The sequence below is a fragment of the Neisseria sp. HMSC70E02 genome (genome assembly GCF_001838645.1).
GTDB lineage: Bacteria > Pseudomonadota > Gammaproteobacteria > Burkholderiales > Neisseriaceae > Neisseria > Neisseria macacae.
In genome coordinates this window covers 175,379-196,789 of the sequence record NZ_KV838082.1, presented here as the reverse complement: position 1 = coordinate 196,789, position 21,411 = coordinate 175,379, and the positions used below count along the sequence as shown (strand labels likewise).

The window sequence follows — 21,411 nt, the reverse complement described above, 5'->3', positions numbered from 1 at the left end:
CGCGGCGGGGCGGCTTGTGTGATTAAACGTTTTTCAAGTGGTTGTCGAGTGCCGCCGCTGCGCCGGTGATGCCCGGAAATTCGCTTAAGACGACATAGACGGGAATCGCGGCGAGATAGGCTTCGAAACGGCCTTTGTTTTCAAAGCGGCTGCGGAAAGGTGAGGTTTTAAAATATTCCAAAACGCGGGGGATGATGCCGCCGCACAAATATACGCCGCCGCGCGCGCCTAGCGTCAGGGCGAGGTTGGAGGCGACCGTGCCGAGCATGGCGCAGAAGATGTCCAAAGTCTGACGGCAGAGCGGGGACGTGCCGCTTAAGGCTTTTTCGGTGATTTCGGACGGTTTGAGGCGGTAGTTTTTCAGTTTGTCGCGTTTGGCGAGTGCTTCGTAAATCAGGCTCAAACCTGCGCCGCTGAGGAAGCGTTCGGCGGAAACATGGCCGTATTTGTTTTTCGCATACTGCCAAATCAAAACTTCCATGTCGTCAAACGGCGGAAAGCTGGAATGGCCGCCTTCGCCGGCAAGCGCGACCCAGCCTGCGGGGCTGTGCACCAGTCCGCTCACGCCCAAACCGGTTCCTGGCCCGATGACGGCTTTGGGGGCAAATTCGATGGGTTTATGCCCGCCTACCTGCATCAGGTCTTTGCTTGAAGTCTGCGTTACCGCCAATGCCTGCGCAGTAAAGTCGTTCAAGAGGATGAGGGTGTCCAGCTCCAATGCCTGACGGGTGGTTTCGATGGAAAACGCCCAATGGTGGTTGGTCATTTGCACCCAGTCGCCCAAAATCGGGTTGGCGATGGCGAAGGCGGCATGTCGGACTTCGGCTCCGCCTGCCTGTTCCAAATAGGCTTTGGCGGCATCGACGATGGTGTCGTAGTCTTTGCACGGCAAGACTTGGGCTTTTTCAATCTGATGTGGGGCGGTTTCGAGCGCGAAGCGGGCGTTGGTGCCGCCGATGTCGGCGACCAGGCGCGGATAGTTTTTGCCGACGGGTTGTTGAATATCAGTTTGAGTAGAAGACATGGCAGTTTACTCCTTGATGGTTCAATACCAGGCTGGTCGGATATTCCAAATCGGCGCGCGCGGCGGCTTTGTCGAACACGGCTTTTTTCTCCGCACCCTGAATCGCCAAAAAGACGTTTTCCGTTTTGGCGATAGCACCCAAGGTCATGCTGACGCGCTCGTGCGGCGCGGTAACGGGTGTGGTGTGGATAAGGGTCGGGTCGTCTGATTCGTTGATGGCTGCCTTCAGTTGCGGCGCTTGCGGGAAGAGGGAGGCGGTATGTCCGTCGCCGCCCATGCCCAAAATCAGTACGTCAGGTTGTTTGTAATGTTTCAGCGCGTAGGCAACGACGCTGTCGGGTTGTAATTCAGTTTCAGTTTTGCCCGCTTCGACAACGGGAATCCAGGTTGCTGCGGCGGCTTTATTTTGCAGCAGGTATTCGTGTGCCAGGGCGGTATTGCTGTCGGCGTGGGTCGTCGGCACGATGCGCTCGTCAACCAAAGTGATGCCGACTTTTTGCCAGTCCAAATCTTTTTGCGACAAGGCTTGGAAGAAGGGAATCGGCGAGCGGCCGCCGGAAACCGCCAACACTGCGCTGCCTTTGTTATCCAGCGCGTTTTGCAGCGCGGCGGCGACTGCGTCTGCCAAAGCCTGTGAAGCGGCTGCTGCGTTTTCGTATTCATGCCAAACGAACATAAAAGTGTCCTTTCTCTGTTTTCAGACGACCTTTTGTTAAGAAGGGGGCAGGAGGTCGTCTGAAAGGCAGTGTTTGTGAGCGGGAAAGTAAGTGAGAGCCTGTGTTGTTGATGGCGGCGCGAATGTCGGCGGAAACGCCTAATCCGCCGCCTTATGGTTTTCAGACGACCTTTTTGAACCGTGAACGCTTCAAACAAAGGTCGTCTGAAAAGGCTTTACTGGTCTTCGTGCCACTCGTGTCCGTCGCGCGCCAACAGTTCGCGGGCGGCCTCCGGACCCCATGAATGCGCGTCGTAGCCGTGCGGCGGGGTGGTGTTGCTTGCCCAGTTTTCCAAAATCGGCATCACATATTCCCAAGCGGCTTCGAGTTCGTCGCGGCGGTTGAAGAGGGCGAGCTTGCCGTTGATGACGTCCAGCAGTAGGCGTTCGTAAGCTTCGGCGCGGCGGCCTTCGAGGACTTTTTCCAAGTCGGCTGCCAGCGGCACGATTTCGACTTTGTTGCCTGCGCCCGGCGCTTTCATCTGCGTATAGAGGCGTACGGATTCGGTCGGCTGCAATTCGATAACCAAACGGTTTGGCGCAGCTTGGCTGTTTTCAAAAATATGGTTTTGCAGCGGACGGAAGTTCAATACGATTTCCGCCACTTTGCCCGCCATGCGTTTGCCGGTGCGCAGGTAGAAAGGAACGCCTTTCCAACGGTCGTTTTCGATTTCGGCTTTGATGGCGACGTAGGTTTCGGTGAAGCTGTCTTGCGGAACGTTGATTTCTTGCAGATAGCCGTTCATGCCTTTGGCGGCGGTGTATTGTCCGCGCACGACGTTTTCGTTGACGGATTCGATGGTCAGCGGTTTCAATGATTTGATGACTTTGACTTTTTCATCGCGTACCGCGTCGGCATCCAAGCTGGCGGGGGCTTCCATCGCAGTCATGCACAGCATTTGCATCAGGTGGTTTTGCACCATGTCGCGCAGCGCGCCGGTAATGTCGTAGAACTCGCCGCGCTCTTCCACGCCGAGCTGTTCGGCGATGGTCAGTTGTACGCTTTCGATGTATTTGTTGTTCCACAACGGCTCGAACATCACGTTGGCAAAACGCAGCGCCAGCAGGTTTTGCAGGCTTTCTTTGCCTAAGTAGTGGTCGATGCGGTAGATTTGGCTTTCTTTGAAGTAGCGGGCGACATCGGTATTGATTTGTTGGGAAGAGGCGAGGTCGGTACCCAGCGGTTTTTCCAAAACGACGCGCGCGTTGTCGGCGTTCAGTCCGACTTTGGCAAGGTTTTCGCAGGCTTGCGCGAAGAATTTCGGCGCGGTGGAAAGATAGATGATGACGTTGTCGGTCTCTTTGCGGGCTTTGACTTTTTCGCCCAAAGCGGCAAAATCGGCTTCTTGGGTAACGTCGACTTTCAAATATTCGATGCGTTTGACGAACGATGCCCAGGCGTCGTCTGAAAAGTTTTGTTTGACATGGATTTTGGAGTTGGTTTCCACTTTTGCCAAAAAGCCCGCCGTATCCAAATCGCTGCGGCTGACACCTAAAATACGACCCTGAGGATTGAGCAACCCTGCAACGTGCGCCTGATACAGACAAGGCAGCAGCTTACGCATTGCCAAATCGCCGGTCGCGCCGAACAACACCAAATCAAAATTTGTTTGTGTACTCATCGTTTTATCTCTCGTTGAGGAAGGCCTTGTGCCGGCGCCGCCGGATGCCGTGAAAGACGGGCGGTTTCGGCAGAAAAGCAATGGAAACCAATCGCCTGCATCAAAATTTCAAAACAGGCGGGCTAATGAGTAGTAATACTACACATGGCTACACATTTTGTCTATTCTCATTTTTACAAATTATTTGACTTAGTTTAAAAGTTTGATGAGTTTGGTCTGGTAGATTTTCACAAATGACGCATATCACGATTTAAATCAAATTTCTTACATTTAGCAGATTATTTTGTAACTAAATTACAGGTTTTGTATTATAATAGCCTGCATAGATAGAGTGAGGCTTTCAGACGACCCCTTGCATGGTTTGAAAGGTCGTCTGAAACGCTGAACGCCCCACACCCAATACAAAAAATCAGAAACGCGCAAACAAAAATCCCATACCACCCCTTCCGACAGGAGACCGAACATGAATCCCACTCCTATCCACCCCAAGCTCGCCGAAATCACCGAGCGCATCATCGAACGCAGCCGTCCGACCCGCGAAAAATATCTGGCGAAAATCCGCAGCGCCAAACAAATGGGACGGCTGGAGCGCAACCAGCTCGGTTGCAGCAACTTGGCGCACGGCTACGCCGCCATGCCCAAAAGCATCAAAATCGAAATGCTTCAGGACACCGTTCCCAACTTAGGCATCATCACCGCCTACAACGACATGGTTTCCGCACACCAGCCGTTTAAAGACTTTCCCGACCAAATTAAAGACGAAGCGCAGAAAAACGGCGCGACCGCGCAAGTTGCCGGCGGTACGCCCGCCATGTGCGACGGCATCACGCAAGGCTACGCCGGTATGGAATTGTCGCTGTTCTCCCGCGACGTCATCGCCATGAGTACCGCCATCGGCCTGTCGCACCAAATGTTCGACGGCAGCCTGTTTATGGGCGTGTGCGACAAAATCGTACCGGGTTTGATGATTGGCGCGCTTTCGTTCGGTCATATTCCCGGCATCTTCGTCCCCGCAGGCCCGATGTCCAGCGGTATCGGCAATAAAGAAAAAGCCCGCACCCGCCAGCTTTTCGCCGAAGGCAAAGTCGGCCGCGATGCCTTACTCGAAAGCGAAATGGGTTCTTACCACAGCCCCGGCACCTGCACTTTCTACGGCACGGCAAACTCCAACCAAATGATGATGGAAATGATGGGCGTACACCTGCCCGCCGCCGCTTTCGTTCATCCCTATACCGATTTGCGCGAAGCCCTGACCCGCTACGCCGCCGGACACCTCGCACGCGGCATCAAAAACGGCACCATCAAACCCTTGGGCGAAATGTTGACCGAAAAATCCTTCATCAACGCCCTGATCGGTTTGATGGCGACCGGTGGCTCGACCAACCACACCATGCACCTCGTTGCCATGGCACGTGCCGCCGGCGTGATTTTGAACTGGGACGACTTTGACGAAATTTCCTCCATCATCCCGCTGCTCATCCGCGTGTACCCCAACGGCAAAGCCGACGTGAACCACTTTACCGCAGCAGGCGGCCTGCCTTTCGTCATCCGCGAATTGCTGGACGCAGGTCTGTTGCACGACGATGTCGATACCGTCGTCGGACACGGCATGCGCCACTACACCAAAGAGCCTTTCCTCATCGACGGCAAACTCGAATGGCACGAAGCCCCTGAAACCAGCGGCAACGACGACATCCTGCGCAAAGCCGACAACCCGTTCTCCCCGGACGGCGGTTTGCGCCTGATGAAAGGCAATATCGGACGCGGCGTGATTAAAGTGTCCGCCGTGCGCGAAGGCTGCCGCATCATCGAAGCGCCCGCCATCGTGTTCAACGACCAACGCGAAGTGTTGGCGGCATTTGAGCGCGGTGAGTTGGAACGCGATTTCGTCTGCGTCGTCCGCTACCAAGGCCCGCGCGCCAACGGTATGCCCGAGTTGCACAAACTGACCCCGCCTTTGGGCATCCTGCAAGACCGCGGCTTCAAAGTGGCGCTGCTGACCGACGGCCGTATGTCCGGCGCATCCGGTAAAGTTCCGGCCTCCATCCACATGACGCCCGAAGCCCTGATGGGCGGCAACATCGCCAAAATCCGTACCGGCGACCTGATCCGCTTCGACTCCGTTACCGGCGAACTCAACGTCCTGATTAACGAATCCGAATGGAACGCCCGCGAAGTCGAACACATCGACTTGAGCGCGAACCAACAAGGCTGCGGCCGCGAACTCTTCGCCAACTTCCGCAGCATGACCAGCAGCGCAGAAACCGGCGCCATGAGTTTCGGCGGCGAATTTGCCTGATGTACGTTTCAGACGACCTTTTCAAACGGAAGGTCGTCTGAAAAATTATTGAAGCCGTTTAAAACAGACGTAGATCGGATTCTCGAATCCGACACAGCCGTCCAAGATGTCGGATTCAAGAATCCGACCTACAGCCCAAAGGTCGTCTGAAATTTATAATCCCGTCCCGTTTTAACGCAGCAGATGTAGCGTGGGCTTTGCCCACGAACAAAACCAAAGACGTAGGTCGGATTCTCGAATCCGACGTTATCAGGGTATTTGTCGGATACGGGTATCCGAATACAGCCCCTAAAGGTCGTCTGAAAACTTAAACCCCGTCCCGTTTGACCTCAACAAAAACGACAACCCCATCCCACCTGGAGAATCGAAATGTCCAAACTGACCCCACGCGAAATCCTGACTGCCGGCGCAGTCGTGCCCGTCATGGCGATTGACGACTTAAGCACCGCCGTCGATTTGTCCCACGCCCTTGTTGAAGGCGGTATCCCCACCCTCGAAATCACCCTGCGCACTCCCGTCGGCCTCGACGCCATCCGCCTGATTGCCAAAGAAGTGCCCAACGCCATCGTCGGCGCGGGTACGGTTACCAACCCTGAACAGCTCAAAGCCGTCGAAGACGCAGGCGCGGTTTTCGCCATCAGCCCGGGCCTGCACGAATCCCTCGCCAAAGCCAGCCACAACAGCGGCATCCCCCTGATCCCCGGCGTAGCCACCCCGGGCGAAGTCCAACTAGCTTTGGAACACGGTATCGATACCCTCAAACTCTTCCCCGCCGAAGTCGTCGGCGGCAAAGCCATGCTCAAAGCCCTCTACGGTCCTTATGCCGACGTGCGTTTCTGCCCGACCGGCGGCATCAGCCTCGCCACCGCGCCCGATTACTTGGCACTGCCCAACGTCTTATGCGTCGGCGGCTCATGGCTGACACCGAAAGAAGCCGTTAAAAACAAAGACTGGGACACCATCACCCGCCTCGCCAAAGAAGCGGCGGAGTTGAAACCTAAAGCCTGATTTTCTAAAAGGTAAGCCATACCTTAGCGGTCATGATGTCCGCCTACTAAGGTGGTTCAAGTAAGGCAAAGGTCGTCTGAAAATCCGATTTTGGATTTTCAGACGACCTTTTGTCATGTATCCAAATGAAAAATGCCATGCCGCGATTTCGTTATTTTAATTCACTGTGATTTCCCACCGCGTTGGATAAGGACAAGGCAACGCCGTATGGCTTAAAACCGACCTGCCACATTCCCTGCTTTAATCTGCCATACTGAAGAGGTCGTCTGAAAACCCTTGTTTCGGTTTTTCAGACGACCTCTTCAATTCAATATGCCTTTGTTTCAAATTTCAAAACTGTCCGCTTGGTCAGCCTTGCGTATCATGCCTGCGGCGACGGTGTGGTTGGTGGCTTCGTCTATCAGGATGAACGCGCCGAGGGCGTGGTTTTCTTCGTAGGGCGCGGCAGCGATCGGCTGCTGGGTTTTGAGGCTGATGCTGCCGATGTCGTTGAGTTTGAGCGTGTCGGCGGATTCGACGCGGCTGAGGGTGTTCACGTCCCAAACGTAGGATATCGCGCTGATTTTGACGGGCGTGGTTTGGGTGGTGTGTTTCAGCAGGTATTTGCGGCGCAGGTTGAGCGGGATGTCGTCGAACCAGCACAGCGCGGCTTGGAACTGCTGTTCGGGCGCGACGGGGCTGTCGGCGGCGGCGATGCTGTTGCCGCGCGAGATGTCGAGGTCGGTATCAAGCGTGACGGTCAGTACTTCGCCCGCTTCGGCGGATTCGGTTTTGCCGTTTGGATTGTAGATTTCGGCGATTTTGGCGGTATGTCCGCCAGGCAGGATTTTGACTTCGTCGCCGGTTTTCAGACGGCCTGCTTCCAGCCTGCCTTGATAGCCGCGGAAGTCGTCGCTGCTGCTGCCGTCTTGCCGTGCGACGCGCTGCACGGGGAAATGGGCGGCTTGGTCGGCGGCGTTTTGACGGTTGACAGGCAGGCTTTCGAGCAGGGGTAACAGCGGTAAACCTTGATACCACGGGGTTTGGCTGCTGGCGTTAACGATGTTGTCGCCTTTTAACGCGCTGATGGGCAGGAAGTGGATTTGGGCTTGGAGGCCGATTTGTTCCACCAGCTTGCGGTAGGCGTCAGTGATGGCCTGATATTTGGTTTCGTCGAAGTCGAGCAGGTCGAGTTTGTTGACGGCGACGATGATGTTGGGGCAGCCCAAGAGTTTCAGAATCGCGCTGTGGCGTTTGGTCTGCGGCAGGAGGACGGGTTCTCTGCCGGAAAAATCGACGCGCGTCGCGTCTATCAGGACGATGGCGGCGTCGGCGGTCGATGCACCCGTTACCATGTTGCGGGTGTATTGTTCGTGTCCGGGCGTGTCGGCGATGATGAATTTGCGCTTGGGCGTGGCGAAATAGCGGTAGGCGACATCGATGGTGATGCCTTGTTCGCGCTCGGCGGCAAGGCCGTCGGTGAGGCTGGCGAAGTCGGGCGTTTCGCCGTTTTCGGCGGCGCGGTTGAGTTTGTCGAGCTGGTCGGTCAGCAGGGTTTTGCTGTCGTAGAGCAGGCGGCCGATGAGGGTGGATTTGCCGTCGTCGACGCTGCCGGCGGTGATGAAGCGCAAAAGCGGGGCGGTGGTTGCGGTCATGGTTCTTTCCTTAATTCTCGGATTGCTCGTTACTTTAATGAGGTCGTCTGAAAATGGGAAAGAATGCTTGGTTTTAAAAAAAGATGATTTCGTTATATTCGGGCAGTTTCTTTCGGACGGCGTCGGCTTCCCGCGTTTGCCAGAAAACCCGCTTAAAGGTAAAATCCCGTATTCCAACATGGGTACTGCATCATGACTAAATTTATTTTCGTAACCGGCGGCGTCGTATCTTCACTCGGAAAAGGTATCGCCGCCGCTTCTATTGCCACCATCCTCGAATCGCGCGGTCTGAACGTGACCATGCTCAAGCTCGACCCTTATATCAACGTCGATCCCGGCACGATGAGCCCGTTCCAGCACGGCGAAGTGTTCGTCACCGACGACGGCGCGGAAACCGACCTCGACTTGGGACACTACGAACGTTTCATCAACGCCACCATGACCCGCCGCAACAGCTTCAGCACGGGGCAGGTGTACGAAAACGTCATCGCCAAAGAACGCCGCGGCGACTACCTCGGCGGTACGGTTCAAGTCATCCCGCACATTACCGACGAAATCAAACGCCGCATCCACGAAGGCGCGGCGGGCTACGATGTCGCCATCGTCGAAATCGGCGGTACGGTCGGCGACATCGAGTCGCTGCCGTTTTTGGAAGCCATCCGTCAGATGCGCAGCCAGTTGGGACGCAACAACACCTTGTTCGCCCACTTGAGCTACGTCCCCTACATCGCCGCCGCCGGCGAAATCAAAACCAAGCCGACCCAGCACACCGTTAAAGAAATGTTGAGCATCGGTTTGCAACCCGACATCCTGATTTGCCGCATGGACAGGAAAATGCCGGCGGACGAACGCCGCAAAATCGCCCTGTTCTGCAACGTGGAAGAGCGCGCGATTGTAGGCAGCTACGACGTGGACAGCATCTACGAGTGCCCCGAAATGCTGCACGACCAAGGCATCGACAACATCATTACCGAGCAGTTGCAGCTGAACGTACAACAGGCGGATTTGACCGCGTGGAAAAAAATCGTCCATGCCATCAAAAATCCGAAACACACCGTCAAAATCGCCATGGTCGGCAAATACGTCGATTTGACCGAATCCTACAAATCGCTGATCGAAGCCTTGAAACATGCGGGCATCCACACCGAAACCGACGTGCAAATCACCTTCGTTGACAGCGAAAACATCGAGAAAAACAACGGCGACGTTTCCATGCTCAAAGATATGGACGCCATCCTTGTTCCCGGCGGTTTCGGTTCGCGCGGCGTGGAAGGCAAAATTGCCGCCGTGCGTTATGCCCGCGAAAACAACGTGCCATACTTGGGCATCTGCCTCGGTATGCAGATTGCGCTGATCGAATACGCCCGCGACGTCGCAGGCTTGAAAGGCGCGAATTCCACCGAGTTCGACCTCAAATGCGCCGCCCCCGTCGTCGCCCTGATTGACGAATGGCAAACCGCCGACGGCAGCGTCGAAACCCGCGACGAATCCGCCGATTTGGGCGGCACCATGCGTTTGGGTGCGCAAGAGGTTGAATTGAAAGCAGGCAGCCTCGCCGCCAAAATCTACGGCAGCGAACACATCCGCGAGCGCCACCGCCACCGCTACGAAGTCAACAACAACTACGTTCCTACGCTGGAACAGGCAGGCTTGGTCATCGGCGGCGTATCCGCAGGACGTGAACGCTTGGTCGAAACCATCGAACTGCCGAACCATCCTTGGTTCTTCGCCTGCCAGTTCCACCCTGAGTTCACGTCCAACCCGCGCAGAGGCCATCCTTTGTTCTCCGCGTTTGTCAAAGCCGCGTTGAACAATAAAAAAGGCTGATGCCCGGCAAAAGGTCGTCTGAAAAGAGAAAAAGCACCTCGATTGGGGTGCTTTTTTGTGTTGGTATGGCGATGTTTTGAGAAACCGGGCATCAGCCGCCTTTTCAGACGACCCGCAAGGAATGTTCAATCCTGTACGTCTTCAGGTTTCCAGCCGGGTTCCGGTTTCCAGTCGGGCGAGAGCGGTGCGCCTGCGGGCTGTTTGTAGCGGTTGTACATAAACAGATACTGGGTCGGGAAGCGGCGTATCCAGTATTCGGTGTTTTCATTGATAATCTGCGCGTCGTGCTGTTTGTCGCCGTTCAGTTCGCCGCGCATAGGCTCGATGTGCAGCACAAATCCTTTGCCGTTCGGTAAACGCTCGCCGCAGAAAAACAGCGCCTTCACGCCCTTGACTTGCGCCAGTTTGCCCACCAGCGTCATGGTGTAGGCGTATTTCCCGAAAAACGGCACCCAGACGCCGTCGCCGCCTTCTTCGGGGGAGGGGGCATGGTCGGGCAAGACAATCGTGGCTTCGCCGGAACGCAAAGCCTTAATGACTTGTTTGACCCCTTGAATATTGGTGGGGGCGGTTTTTCCTTTGCCGCGAACGCGCCCCGCCTGCATAACAGAATCCAAGGCTTTGATTTTGGGTGGTTTGTACATGGCAGTCAGCGGGAACGGAAGCTGTTGGCTGATATAGCGTCCGGCGAGGTCGTAGCTGCCGATGTGCGGGGTAATAAACAACAGTCCTTCTCCGGCGTCCAAAGCCGATTGGACATGTTCCCAACCATGCACTTCTTTAAACAGCGTTTCAATGCTTTCAGGTCGTCTGAAAAAGGCTACGGGCAATTCCAGCCCGCCTTTCGCCGTTTCACGGAAAACGGCTTTGACCGACGAAGGCTCGGGATTCAATCCGGCAAGCCGCATATTGTCGAACACACGCTGCCGGTCGCTTTTGAGCAGATAATAGCCCAAGCCGCCCGCCGCATTCCCCAGCGCGTGTAGAAGCGGCAAAGGCAGCGCCGCAAAGCATTTAAACAAAAAAGTGAGCAGGATTTGCATAATAGATTGATGAGATGGAACGGGGGGATTGTAAATGAAAACGGCAGGTCTGGATATTGAGTTTCATCTGGATGTAACGGATTGCCGCAATGTTTAAAATATCGGATGCGTTCATTCGGTTCGCCAAACGGCATAACGTAAAAAGGTCGTCTGAAAACGGTTTCCATTTTTTGAAACGGTATTTTCAGACGACCTTTGCGTTTGGCTAAACGGATAGCGTGTTACGCCAGCCCGTTTTGTTGCGCGTCTTGCAGGCGGGCTTCGAAGTTGCTCAGATTGACGCCTGCTTGTTGTGCCGCAGCGACGACTTCGGCGACGCTTGCACCGTGTTGCACCTGATGATAGCCCCAGAGCAGGGAGCAGCGGGTGCCGGTGCGGCAGTAGGTGAGAACGGGTTGGGAAACGCTTTTGAGCAGGTTTTGGAAGGCAGCGACATCAGCGGCGTTGATGGCGGGTGCGACGACGGGCTGATGATGGTGTTCGCGGATGCCTGCAGCTTCAAGCCAGCTTTCGACTTGTTTGAACGTAACTTGGTTTTCTTCTTCGCCGTCGGGACGGTTGCAGATGACGGTTTGGATGCCGAGTTTGGCGGCTTCTTGTACGTCTGCTTCGGTCAGTTGCGGGGCGATATAGAGGTTGTCGGCAAGTTTTTGGATAGACATGGGTTTTCCTTTTCTAGGTTTGATGATGGATTTTAGTTGCCTTGAGGGGCCAACAGGGCTTTTTCCAATCGTTTTTTATTGGCTTCGGATTGTTTTTGTATGTATTTGCGGACAATCTCGTCAATCGCTGTATCTTGTTGCATATTGGATCGGGTTGACCAAATGGCAGCGGAAAGTGTGAGGTCTACATGGTTAGGGCGTTGGGCGGCAGCCGTTTGGGCTTTGATGATGTAGTCAACGATACGTTCGACCGCTTTCGGATTGCCGGTGGCAAAATAAGTTACCCAATGAAAATCCAGTGATGCAGGGGAGATGATGGGTTCTTGAAGCGGATGGAAGCTTTTGTTTTCCTTGAGATTGTTTTTAAGCTCGGTATTTAATGTCAGGCTGTCGAGACAGGTTTGGGCTTGAGACGTGCCTGTCAGGGCGAGGGTGTAGGCGGAAAAGGTTAAGGCGTCGCCTTGGTAAGTTCGGATATTGTCACACCAAATAGTGCTGCCTTGGGGGTATTTTTGCAGAGCTTGCGTGCCCCATACAAGGGTGGTATTGCGCATGAGATTGGCTTTGACAATCTGGTCCATTAGAGAAGCAGCACGTTCGGCAGAGGGATTTTTGTAGAAGACGGCGATATCCTTTCCTACTTTATATGCCGAATCTGATTGGGGGGCGGCTGTGGCGTGCAAACTGAGTAACAGGACGGTGATGCTGACAAGGATTTTTTTCATGGTTGTTTCTTTCAGTGTTAATGTTTCAGACGGCCTCAATCTGGCACTTGAGGCCGTCTGAAAATCAGGCTCGGTCATTATAAAGCCAGCTTTCAAATAATTCGCGGTCGGTAATGTAGAGGACGGCGGTGTCGGCTTCGGCGGCTTGGACGGTGATGTCGGCGACGTACAGGATGCCGGTGCGGAAGTAGTGGAGGCGGGCGGTGGCGCCGATGGGGAGTTGCGCCCACTGTGCGGCAAGGTCGGTACAGGCGTAGCCGTCGATGGCGATGATTTTGTCCTGCGGGCAGAGGGCGGCGTTTTCTGCGCTGCCGCCGTTGAAGACGTGAGTCAGGGTGGCGTGGTCGCTGTTTTGTTTGAACCTTGCGCCGAAGTCGGATGCAGGGGCGGGCGTTTCGGTTGGCGGTTCGGGCAGGAATGCGCCGCCGTGGCTGCGCGGCTGTGCCTGCCATTGCAGTCCGATGCCTATGGTGGCGAGGAGTTCGGCAAGGGGCAGGTCGACGGTGGTGTAGAGGGTCGTCTGAAAAAAGTCTTCGAGATCTAGGCCGATAAACGCTTGGCAACGGGCTTGCCATTGTTTTTCGGGGATGCCTTGCCGGGTGTCCAGCCAATCGCGGTAGTGTTTCTGCATGACGCTGTCGAGGGTGTGTCGCCCACTGCTTTTGCTGCTGATGGCGAGGTCGAGGCAGAGGGCGGCGAGTGCGCCTTTTTGGTAGTAGCTGACGATGGCGTTGGGGCTGTTTTCGTCTTGTTTGTAGAATTTGTTCCAAGCGGTGAAGCTGGATTCGGCAAGGCTTTGTTTCAGACGACCTTTGGTTTGCTGCACGCGGGTGATGCTTTGGGCGAGCAGGCGCAGGTAGGCTTCGGGGGCGATGGTGCGGCTTCGGGCGAGGAAGAGGTCGTCGTAGTATGAGGTGATGCCTTCAAATGCCCAAAGCTGCTCGGTGTAGTTTTCGCGGTCTAGGTCGTAGGGGGCAAAGGCGGCGGGTTTGATGGATTTGACGTTCCAGGCGTGGAAGTATTCGTGTGAGAACAGTCCGAGCAGTTGGGTGTAGGCGTCGTTGGCGTCGGTCATGCCGTGCGGCGGCAGGCTGTGGCGGTCGGCGAGCAGGGCGGTGCTGCTGATGTGTTCCAGTCCGCCGTAGATGTTGTCGCCGACGTGGAGCAGGAAGAGGTAATGGGTGAACGGGGCAGGGGAGGGGAACATGGCCAGTTCGGTTTCGCAGATTGTGCGGATGTCTGACACGAGGCGGTCGCGGTCGAAATCGGGGTAGTGGCCGCTCAAGGCGATGCGGTGCGGGATGCCGCCGGCTTCAAAATCGAGAAATTCGATGTTGCCCAGTTCGACAGGGTGGTCGATTAAGTCGTGGTAGGAGGTCGTCTGAAAGCTGTGGACGTCGGTTTGGGGCAGGGTGGTGGCAATCCGCCATGTTTTCGGCAGGATGGGGAATTCGATTTGGTGCGCGCTGTTTTCTTGTCCGTTTACCTGTAAAAACAGGCACGCGCCGTCAAAGAACCCGCGTTCGGCAGTCAGAAACGAGCCGCGGACGGACAGGTCGTAGGCGTAAACGGTGTAGTAAATTTCCCACTCGCCGGACTGCGGGGCAGTGCGCCACTGGTTTTTTTTGACTTGGGTCAGATGGGCATATTCTCCGTTGCAAAAAGCGCGGATGGTGGTGATGTGGCGGGAAAAATCGCGTATCAGATAGCTGCCGGGAACCCAGTTCGGCAGGCTGATTTCTGTTTCCAAATCATGTTCTTGTCGGAAGGTTAGGCGGATGTGCCACTCGTGGGCGAGCGGGTTGGGGGTGATTTTGTAATTAATCATGACTATTAATGTATTTGTTAAATTTTATGAATAAAAAGGTCGAATTATGCAGCTTGATTTATATCGATAAAGTCCCTTTCAAAAGGGAGGCTTGAAAAAATAAAGTGGAGCTGTAGGGGAGGTTGTTAAATAATAATATGATTATAAAGTAAAAAATATAAAAAATCGATAAAGCCGCCAGATGGAGTGAAATGTAATTCCGCTTGGCTAGGCTTGTCTTATATGTTAAATTTAGAAAAATTTAAACCTAGCCCTTATTGCGTTTGTTCAAAACGCATACGGCAAAGTGAGATAAAAAATTTTTATTCCCATAATTCATGGAGACTCTCATGGACACACAAACTTATAACTACAAAGTGGTGCGCCAGTTCGCCATCATGACCGTAGTTTGGGGTATTGTGGGCATGTTGGTCGGTGTCATCGTTGCCGCCCAATTGTTTGCCCCGTCCCTTGATTTATCAGATGTCGGCCCTTGGTTCCACTTCGGCCGCCTGCGTCCGTTGCACACCAATGCGGTGATTTTTGCATTCGGCGGTTGCGGTCTGATGGGTACATCATACTACGTTGTTCAACGTACCTGTAATGCACGCCTGTTCGGCGGTTGGCTGCCGGCATTTACCTTCTGGGGTTGGCAGGCAGTTATCGTTGCGGCAATCGTCAGCCTGCCTTTGGGTTATACCCAAGCTAAAGAGTATGCCGAATTGGAATGGCCTATCGACATCCTGATCGCTTTGGTTTGGATTGCTTACGCCATCGTATTCTTCGGTACGATTGCCAAACGTAAAATCAAACACATCTACGTTGCCAACTGGTTCTACGGCGGTTTCATTTTGGCCGTCGCCCTGTTGCACATCGTCAATAACCTGAGCATTCCTGCGGGCTTCATGAAATCCTATCCGGTTTATGCGGGTGCAATCGATGCTATGGTTCAATGGTGGTATGGTCATAATGCCGTAGGTTTCTTCCTGACCGCAGGCTTCTTGGGCATGATGTACTACTTCGTGCCGAAACAGGCAGGTCGTCCTGTTTACTCTTACCGCCTGTCCGTCGTCCACTTCTGGGCTTTGATTTTCACCTACATGTGGGCAGGTTCCCACCACTTGCACTATACCGCGCTGCCTGACTGGACTCAGTCCTTGGGTATGGTGTTGTCCCTGATTCTGTTCGCACCTTCTTGGGGCGGTATGATTAACGGTATCATGACCTTGTCCGGCGCATGGGACAAACTGCGTACCGACCCTATCTTGAAATTCTTGATCGTTTCTCTGTCCTTCTACGGTATGTCCACCTTCGAAGGTCCGATGATGTCCATCAAATCCGTCAACGCTTTGAGCCACTACACTGACTGGACCGTTGCACACGTTCATGCCGGCGCATTGGGCTGGGTGGGCTTCGTGACCATTGGTTCCGTGTACTACATGATTCCCCGCCTGTTCGGTAAAAATGAAATGTACAGCACCAAATTGGTGGAAGCGCATTTCTGGATTGCGACCATCGGCGTGGTTCTGTATATCGCCTCCATGTGGATTGCAGGGGTATTGCAAGGTATGATGTGGGGTTCTCTGAATGCGGACGGTACTTTGACCTACTCGTTTGTAGAGTCAGTTAAACGCACCATGCCTTTCTACATGATTCGTTTCACCGGCGGCCTGCTGTACCTGAGCGGTATGTGTATCATGGCATACAACGTTTACCGTACGGCCATCAGTGGCAAAGCGGTTGATGCCGAGATTCCCGCGGTGTCTCAAACCCAGCACCACTAAAAACATAAGAAAAGGCTACCAAAATGAAATTACAACAATTAGCTGAAGAAAAAGTCGGCGTCCTGATTGTATTTACCCTGCTTGTAGTCAGCGTAGGCCTGTTGATTGAAGCCGTGCCGCTGTTCTTTACTAAAGCTGTCACTAAGCCTATAGAAGGTGTGAAACCTTATAATGCTTTGCAAGTGGCTGGTCGCGACATCTATATCCGTGAGGGTTGTTACAACTGTCACTCTCAAATGATCCGTCCGTTCCGTGCGGAAACCGAACGTTACGGCCACTACTCCGTTGCCGGCGAGTCTGTTTATGACCATCCGTTCCAATGGGGTTCCAAACGTACCGGTCCGGACTTGGCACGTGTCGGCGGCCGCTATTCCGACGAATGGCACCGCATCCACCTGCTGAATCCGCGCGACGTTGTGCCGGAGTCCAATATGCCCGCTTTCCCATGGCTTGCCCGCAACAAAGTCGATGCCGAAGCAACCGTGGCGCATATGAAAGCCCTGCGTAAAGTCGGTACGCCTTACAGCGACGAAGAGATTGCCAAAGCGCCTGAAGCTTTGGAAAACAAATCGGAGCTGGATGCGGTGATTGCATACCTGCAAGGCTTAGGCTTGGCATTGAAAAACGTAAGGTAACATCATGGACGTAAACTGGGCCCGCTCGCTCTTTACTGTTTGGGTTTTTATCAGCTTTATCTTAGTGCTTTATATCGTTTTCAACCGACGCAATAAAAAGAACTACGATGATGCCGCCAACAGTATTTTCGAAAATGATGAGGATAAAGAGTCGTCTGAAAAAGACGGGCGATAACAGTTTAGTCCGTGATCACGGAGCAAAATAATGAACACATCACCCCAATTTACCAGTAATTTCTGGAATATATACATTGCAGTCATCGTCGTGCTCAGCTTTATCGGCTTGGCATGGCTGCTGCTTTCCCAAAACGTTGTGAAGCGTCCTAAAAAGGGCGAAGAAGTCAAAACGACAGGTCATCAATGGGACGGTATCGAAGAATATAACAACCCGTTGCCACGCTGGTGGTTTTGGCTGTATGTCTTTGTCTGGCTGTTCGGTATCGGTTATCTGGTCATGTACCCGGGTTTGGGCGATTATGAAGGCCAGTGGAAATGGAGCAGCCACGGACAATATGATCAGGAAATGGCTAAAGCAGATCAGAAGTACGGCAAAGTTTATGCCAAGTTTGCCAATATGCCGATTGAGCAAGTGGCAAAAAATCCTGAAGCACGCGCCATCGGTCAAAACCTCTTCAATACCTACTGTATCCAATGTCACGGTTCTGATGCCAAAGGTTCCAAAGGCTTCCCGAATTTGACCGACAACGATTGGTTGTGGGGCGGCGAACCTGAGAAAATCCACGAGACCATTGAAAAAGGCCGTACGGCGACGATGGCGGCATGGGGTCCTGCATTGGGTGAAGAGCGGGTAAAAGATGTGGCAAACTATGTCATGTCCTTATCCAAATCCAAAGACCAATACGATGAAGAACGTGCCGCACGCGGTAAAGTATTATTCAGCGGTCCACCGGCAAACTGCTTTACCTGTCACGGCGACAAAGGTCAAGGTATCCAAGGATTGGGTCCGAACCTGACCGACAACGTATGGTTGTGGGGCGGTACTCAAAAATCGATTATCGAAACCATCACCAACGGCCGACACAGTCAAATGCCGGCTTGGGGTCGTTTCTTGGATAAAGACAAACTCCACATCATGACTGCGTATGTATGGGGTCTGTCCAATAAAGACGGCAAAGCACCCGTGAAAAAAGCCGAACCTGCTCCGGCACCTGCTTCTGCTGCCGCATCATCCGCTGACGCTTCATCTGCGTCCGCACCTGCACAAGCTGAAAAAGCAGCTTCAGCAGCTGATGCAAAAGCGGCCGCTCCTGCCGAAGCCAAGCCGGTAGAAAAAGCAGATGCTTCTTCTGCCAAAGTGGATGGTAAAGCCGTTTTTGAAGCCAACTGTAAAATGTGTCACGGTGGTACCATCCCCGGTGCTCCAGGCATAGGTAAGAAAGACGAGTGGGCCCCGCGCATCAAGCAAGGTAAAGATACCCTGCACAAACACGCGCTCGAAGGCTTTAACTCCATGCCTGCCAAAGGCGGTAACACAAGCCTGAGTGATGACGAAGTCAAAGCAGCGGTTGACTATATGGCCAACCAATCCGGCGCTAAATTCTAAATCGTAGAAATTAAAACGCACCTTTTCATAAGGTGCGTTTTTTTATGGGGTCGTCTGAAGTTGCTTTCAGACGACCTGAAGTTCATCCCGTACTTTCATTAGCGCGAAACCAAGTAGGTTCAAACCCCGCCATTGCAATGGATTTTGGGCGCGTGGATCATCTTGGGCAAGTCCGATTCCCCAGATTGCGTCAACCGGGCTGGCTTCTATTAAGATACGGCTGCCGGTGCCAAGCAAAAAGCGTTTCAAATCGGGGTGTTGGATGAATTTGGCACGGTTGCCTTCGCAAACGATATCGAAGCGGCGGGCATTCCAAATATCGTTTTTAAAACCGATGACTTGTCTTCCCAAATCCTTAGCCTGTTTGGGGTGGGCAGAAGCGATGATTTGGCGGCGGATATCGTCTGCGCCGAACAGCCTCGCCTTTTCTGCCATCATATAGTGTTCGGCAGTCGCATAGCGGATGCCGTCGATTTCAAAGGGCGCAGGATACCATTGGCTGAAGACGGCTTTATCTATCTCATTTTTATAGTGGATTAACTTTAAACCAGTACAGCGTTACCTCGCCTTGCCGTACTATCTGTATCTGTCTGCGGCTTCGGCGCCTTGTCCCTGATTTAAATTTAATCCACTATATGTTTTGGCGTGTGTCCCCAGAAGTATAGATATTTCAGTTTTTCTTTGCGCTGGTAGGCGGTCTTCAGGTTGGCAAGAGTGTAGGGGGAAGTCATGGTGTTTCTTTCTTATTGTTCATTAAATTCAAACGGATAGGGCGTTACCGGATTTAAGATTTATGATGAGCGCAGGTGTGGCAGATTGATTGTAAATCAGGGCAAGACGAAGCCTCAGACGGTATGAATGGGAAATATCGTGCCGATCTGTAGTTAATCCACTATAGATGGGAATATATTTGCTATCATACTGTTGACGGTAGAAAAAAGGTCGTCTGAAAAAAGTTTTCAGACGACCTTTGTCATTTAAGGCTTATTTCCAAACCAAGAGCGCGTGGTTGCGTTTGCCGCGCCGTACGATGGTGTATTTGCCGAAGCGTTTGTGCGCGTCGGTCAGCAGATAGGCATCGTCAGGGCGTTCGGCGGCGTGGTTCGGGTTGTTCGATTCGGCGGCTTGGCCGTTGAGCAATACCGCTTTGCTGTTCACAAAACCGCGCGCTTCTTTGTTGGACGAGGCTAAGCCGGTTTTGACCAAGGCTTCGACGACGTTGAGGTCGTCTGAAACTTCAAATGCGGGCAGGCCGTCGAGGGCGAGCTGTTCGAAGTCGCTTTCCGTCAGGCTGCTTTGGTCTTCGGTAAACAGGCTTTCGGAAATGCGCTGTGCAGCTTGCAGGGCGGCTTCGCCGTGAATCAGGCGGGTCATTTCTTCGGCAAGGATGCGTTGCGCTTCGGGTTTGGTGCCGCTGGCTTTGTCTTTCGCTTCGATGGCGTCGATTTCTTCGATAGACAGGAAGGTGAAGTATTTCAGGAATTTATACACATCGGCATCGGCAACTTTCAGCCAGAACTGGTAGAACTGATACGGCGAGGTTTTCTTCGCGTTCAGCCATACCGCGCCGCCTTCGGTTTTGCCGAATTTGGTGCCGTCGGATTTGGTAACCAAAGGCAGGGTCAGGCCGAATACTTGTTTTTGGTTCAGACGACGTGTCAGGTCGATACCGGCGGTGATGTTGCCCCATTGGTCGGAGCCGCCGATTTCCAAAACCGCACCGTGACGTTTGTTCAATTCGGCGAAGTCGTAGCCTTGCAGCAGGGAGTAGGCGAACTCGGTGAAGGAAATGCCCACATCGTCGCGCTCGATACGCTGTTTGACGGATTCCTTGTTCAGCATGGCGTTGACGGAGAAATGCTTGCCGATGTCGCGCAGGAAGTCGAGGCAGTTCATGCTGCCGAACCAGTCGGCGTTGTTCGCCATAATAGCGGCGTTTTCGCCTTCAAAGCTCAAAAACGGTTTCAGTTGGTTGCGGATGCTTTCCACCCAGCCGGCAACGGTTTCGGCGGAATTCAAGCTGCGCTCCACCGCTTTGAAGCTGGGATCGCCAATCATACCGGTCGCGCCGCCCACCAAAGCAATCGGCGTATGGCCGGCTTGTTGGAAACGGCGTAATGCCAACACGGGCAGCAAGTGACCGATATGCAGGCTGTCGGCGGTCGGGTCGAAACCGCAGTAGAGGGCGATTTTTTGTTCGTTTAACAAAGCGTCTAAGGCTTCGATGTCGGTAGTTTGCGCGATTAAGCCGCGCGATTGTAGGTCTTGGATAACTGATTTCACTGAAATTCCTTTTATATAGTCGGTGTTTCAGACGACCTTTTCTATACCTTAAAATATCGGAGGTCGTCTGAAAAATTAAAAATCTTTATCTGCCAGTGGATAGTCTTTTGGGGTGCTGTAATATTCTTTGGCAGAGTTATAGGTGGCAATAAAGACTTTATTGGTGTATTTTTTCGAGCCGTCAAAACCAGATACCGTCAATTGAAGCGGGTAGAAACCGGCACTTGTTTTACCGTCTTTTAGTATTTTGATTTTAGAAGAAAGGTTGTACAGTTCGCTCAAGCATTTACGTCGTTCGGCAGCGGTGTTTTTACGACCTTTATAAAAATTTTCCGAGCAGTCGCCTAATGCCCCCGTATTTTCTGCTTCTGCCGTGATACTGCTTTTTGTGATTTTTTTCGCGCCGTCATGAACAAACAATTGATAGGCAGAACCCGCATAACCATTATGAACATCGCCATGAAGGGTCAGAAATCCCCATTTGTCTTTGCCGAATTCGTGGAACGACCAAGACTTTGCTTCAGGCGCATTACCGAATGAGCCCGCCCAGCCATGTGGTTGCGCAGCGAGAAGTTTCCAGTCGTTGCCAGTCTGTTTCAAAACAAATACGCCCGCCAGACCGGATTGAACGTGCGCACCGTCTGCTACGCCTTTTTCAAAATTAAATGCGTTGCCTGTAAACAGCAGGTACATCAGTTTGCCTTGAGCAGTTTGGCGCGTTTCGCTTTTGGTTTGACGTACACAGTATTGACCATTGTCTTTCACATTGACTTGGTAAC

General features: G+C 53.3%; 18 protein-coding genes. 7 read left to right on the top strand and 11 right to left on the bottom strand.

What is annotated here, in order from left to right:
- Window positions 1-22: 22 nt before the first annotated feature.
- The 3 genes from HMPREF3277_RS05915 to zwf form a co-directional block, all read right to left on the bottom strand.
- Window positions 23-1,024 (bottom strand): glucokinase, encoded by a 1,002-nt coding sequence (locus HMPREF3277_RS05915; RefSeq protein ID WP_039406463.1) that lies wholly within the window; start codon window positions 1,022-1,024, stop codon window positions 23-25.
- Window positions 1,005-1,700, bottom strand: a complete 696-nt coding sequence (gene pgl, locus HMPREF3277_RS05910) for a 6-phosphogluconolactonase (protein WP_070870334.1) — start codon at window positions 1,698-1,700, stop codon at window positions 1,005-1,007. Before pgl ends, HMPREF3277_RS05915 begins: the two co-directional genes overlap by 20 nt.
- Window positions 1,701-1,915: 215 nt before the next feature.
- Window positions 1,916-3,361 carry a glucose-6-phosphate dehydrogenase gene (gene zwf / locus HMPREF3277_RS05905; RefSeq protein WP_070870333.1) on the bottom strand — a complete coding sequence of 482 codons (1,446 nt, stop codon included), beginning with the start codon at window positions 3,359-3,361 and terminating at the stop codon, window positions 1,916-1,918.
- 463 nt (window positions 3,362-3,824) lie between these two features.
- On the opposite strand from zwf, the gene edd reads away from it, so the two are divergent.
- The gene (gene edd, locus HMPREF3277_RS05900) at window positions 3,825-5,660 is read left to right on the top strand and encodes a phosphogluconate dehydratase (RefSeq protein ID WP_070870332.1); all 1,836 of its coding nucleotides are present in this window, start codon (window positions 3,825-3,827) and stop codon (window positions 5,658-5,660) included.
- 369 nt (window positions 5,661-6,029) lie between these two features.
- A complete protein-coding gene (locus HMPREF3277_RS05895) occupies window positions 6,030-6,668 on the top strand; it encodes a bifunctional 4-hydroxy-2-oxoglutarate aldolase/2-dehydro-3-deoxy-phosphogluconate aldolase (protein ID WP_070870331.1) in 639 nt (212 codons plus the stop codon).
- Window positions 6,669-6,991: 323 nt separating this feature from the next.
- On the opposite strand, the gene HMPREF3277_RS05890 is transcribed toward HMPREF3277_RS05895, so the two are convergent.
- Window positions 6,992-8,302, bottom strand: a complete 1,311-nt coding sequence (locus HMPREF3277_RS05890) for a sulfate adenylyltransferase subunit 1 (RefSeq protein WP_070870330.1) — start codon at window positions 8,300-8,302, stop codon at window positions 6,992-6,994.
- A gap of 192 nt (window positions 8,303-8,494) precedes the next feature.
- Between HMPREF3277_RS05890 and HMPREF3277_RS05880 the strand changes: the two genes are divergently transcribed.
- Window positions 8,495-10,129 (top strand): CTP synthase, encoded by a 1,635-nt coding sequence (locus HMPREF3277_RS05880; RefSeq protein ID WP_070870328.1) that lies wholly within the window; start codon window positions 8,495-8,497, stop codon window positions 10,127-10,129.
- Window positions 10,130-10,254: 125 nt separating this feature from the next.
- Here HMPREF3277_RS05880 and HMPREF3277_RS05875 read toward each other — a convergent pair whose 3' ends face one another.
- The 4 genes from HMPREF3277_RS05875 to HMPREF3277_RS05860 form a co-directional block, all read right to left on the bottom strand.
- Complete coding sequence (locus HMPREF3277_RS05875) at window positions 10,255-11,172, bottom strand: lysophospholipid acyltransferase family protein (RefSeq protein WP_070870327.1); 918 nt, start codon at window positions 11,170-11,172, stop codon at window positions 10,255-10,257.
- 221 nt (window positions 11,173-11,393) lie between these two features.
- Entirely contained in the window at window positions 11,394-11,834 is a 441-nt protein-coding gene (locus HMPREF3277_RS05870; RefSeq protein WP_070870326.1) for a TIGR01244 family sulfur transferase, read from the bottom strand.
- A gap of 32 nt (window positions 11,835-11,866) precedes the next feature.
- The gene (locus tag HMPREF3277_RS05865; RefSeq protein WP_070870325.1) at window positions 11,867-12,559 is read right to left on the bottom strand and encodes a hypothetical protein; all 693 of its coding nucleotides are present in this window, start codon (window positions 12,557-12,559) and stop codon (window positions 11,867-11,869) included.
- Between the two features lie 64 nt (window positions 12,560-12,623).
- Window positions 12,624-14,387, bottom strand: a complete 1,764-nt coding sequence (locus HMPREF3277_RS05860; RefSeq protein ID WP_070870324.1) for a M61 family metallopeptidase — start codon at window positions 14,385-14,387, stop codon at window positions 12,624-12,626.
- Between the two features lie 329 nt (window positions 14,388-14,716).
- Between HMPREF3277_RS05860 and ccoN the strand changes: the two genes are divergently transcribed.
- From ccoN to ccoP, 4 genes are read left to right on the top strand one after another with little or no spacing between them, the layout of a single operon-like run.
- Complete coding sequence (ccoN, locus tag HMPREF3277_RS05855; protein ID WP_174263541.1) at window positions 14,717-16,150, top strand: cytochrome-c oxidase, cbb3-type subunit I; 1,434 nt, start codon at window positions 14,717-14,719, stop codon at window positions 16,148-16,150.
- 23 nt (window positions 16,151-16,173) lie between these two features.
- Complete coding sequence (gene ccoO / locus HMPREF3277_RS05850; protein ID WP_003757996.1) at window positions 16,174-16,785, top strand: cytochrome-c oxidase, cbb3-type subunit II; 612 nt, start codon at window positions 16,174-16,176, stop codon at window positions 16,783-16,785.
- Between the two features lie 4 nt (window positions 16,786-16,789).
- Window positions 16,790-16,960, top strand: a complete 171-nt coding sequence (locus HMPREF3277_RS05845) for a cbb3-type cytochrome oxidase subunit 3 (protein ID WP_003757997.1) — start codon at window positions 16,790-16,792, stop codon at window positions 16,958-16,960.
- Between the two features lie 30 nt (window positions 16,961-16,990).
- The gene (gene ccoP / locus HMPREF3277_RS05840) at window positions 16,991-18,349 is read left to right on the top strand and encodes a cytochrome-c oxidase, cbb3-type subunit III (protein WP_094113484.1); all 1,359 of its coding nucleotides are present in this window, start codon (window positions 16,991-16,993) and stop codon (window positions 18,347-18,349) included.
- 66 nt (window positions 18,350-18,415) lie between these two features.
- Here ccoP and HMPREF3277_RS05835 read toward each other — a convergent pair whose 3' ends face one another.
- The 3 genes from HMPREF3277_RS05835 to HMPREF3277_RS05825 form a co-directional block, all read right to left on the bottom strand.
- Window positions 18,416-18,823 (bottom strand): NADAR family protein, encoded by a 408-nt coding sequence (locus HMPREF3277_RS05835; protein WP_246830770.1) that lies wholly within the window; start codon window positions 18,821-18,823, stop codon window positions 18,416-18,418.
- Window positions 18,824-19,333: 510 nt separating this feature from the next.
- Window positions 19,334-20,632, bottom strand: a complete 1,299-nt coding sequence (gene tyrS, locus HMPREF3277_RS05830) for a tyrosine--tRNA ligase (RefSeq protein WP_070870322.1) — start codon at window positions 20,630-20,632, stop codon at window positions 19,334-19,336.
- 75 nt (window positions 20,633-20,707) lie between these two features.
- Complete coding sequence (locus HMPREF3277_RS05825; RefSeq protein WP_244946239.1) at window positions 20,708-21,325, bottom strand: hypothetical protein; 618 nt, start codon at window positions 21,323-21,325, stop codon at window positions 20,708-20,710.
- Between the last annotated feature and the right edge of the window lie 86 nt (window positions 21,326-21,411).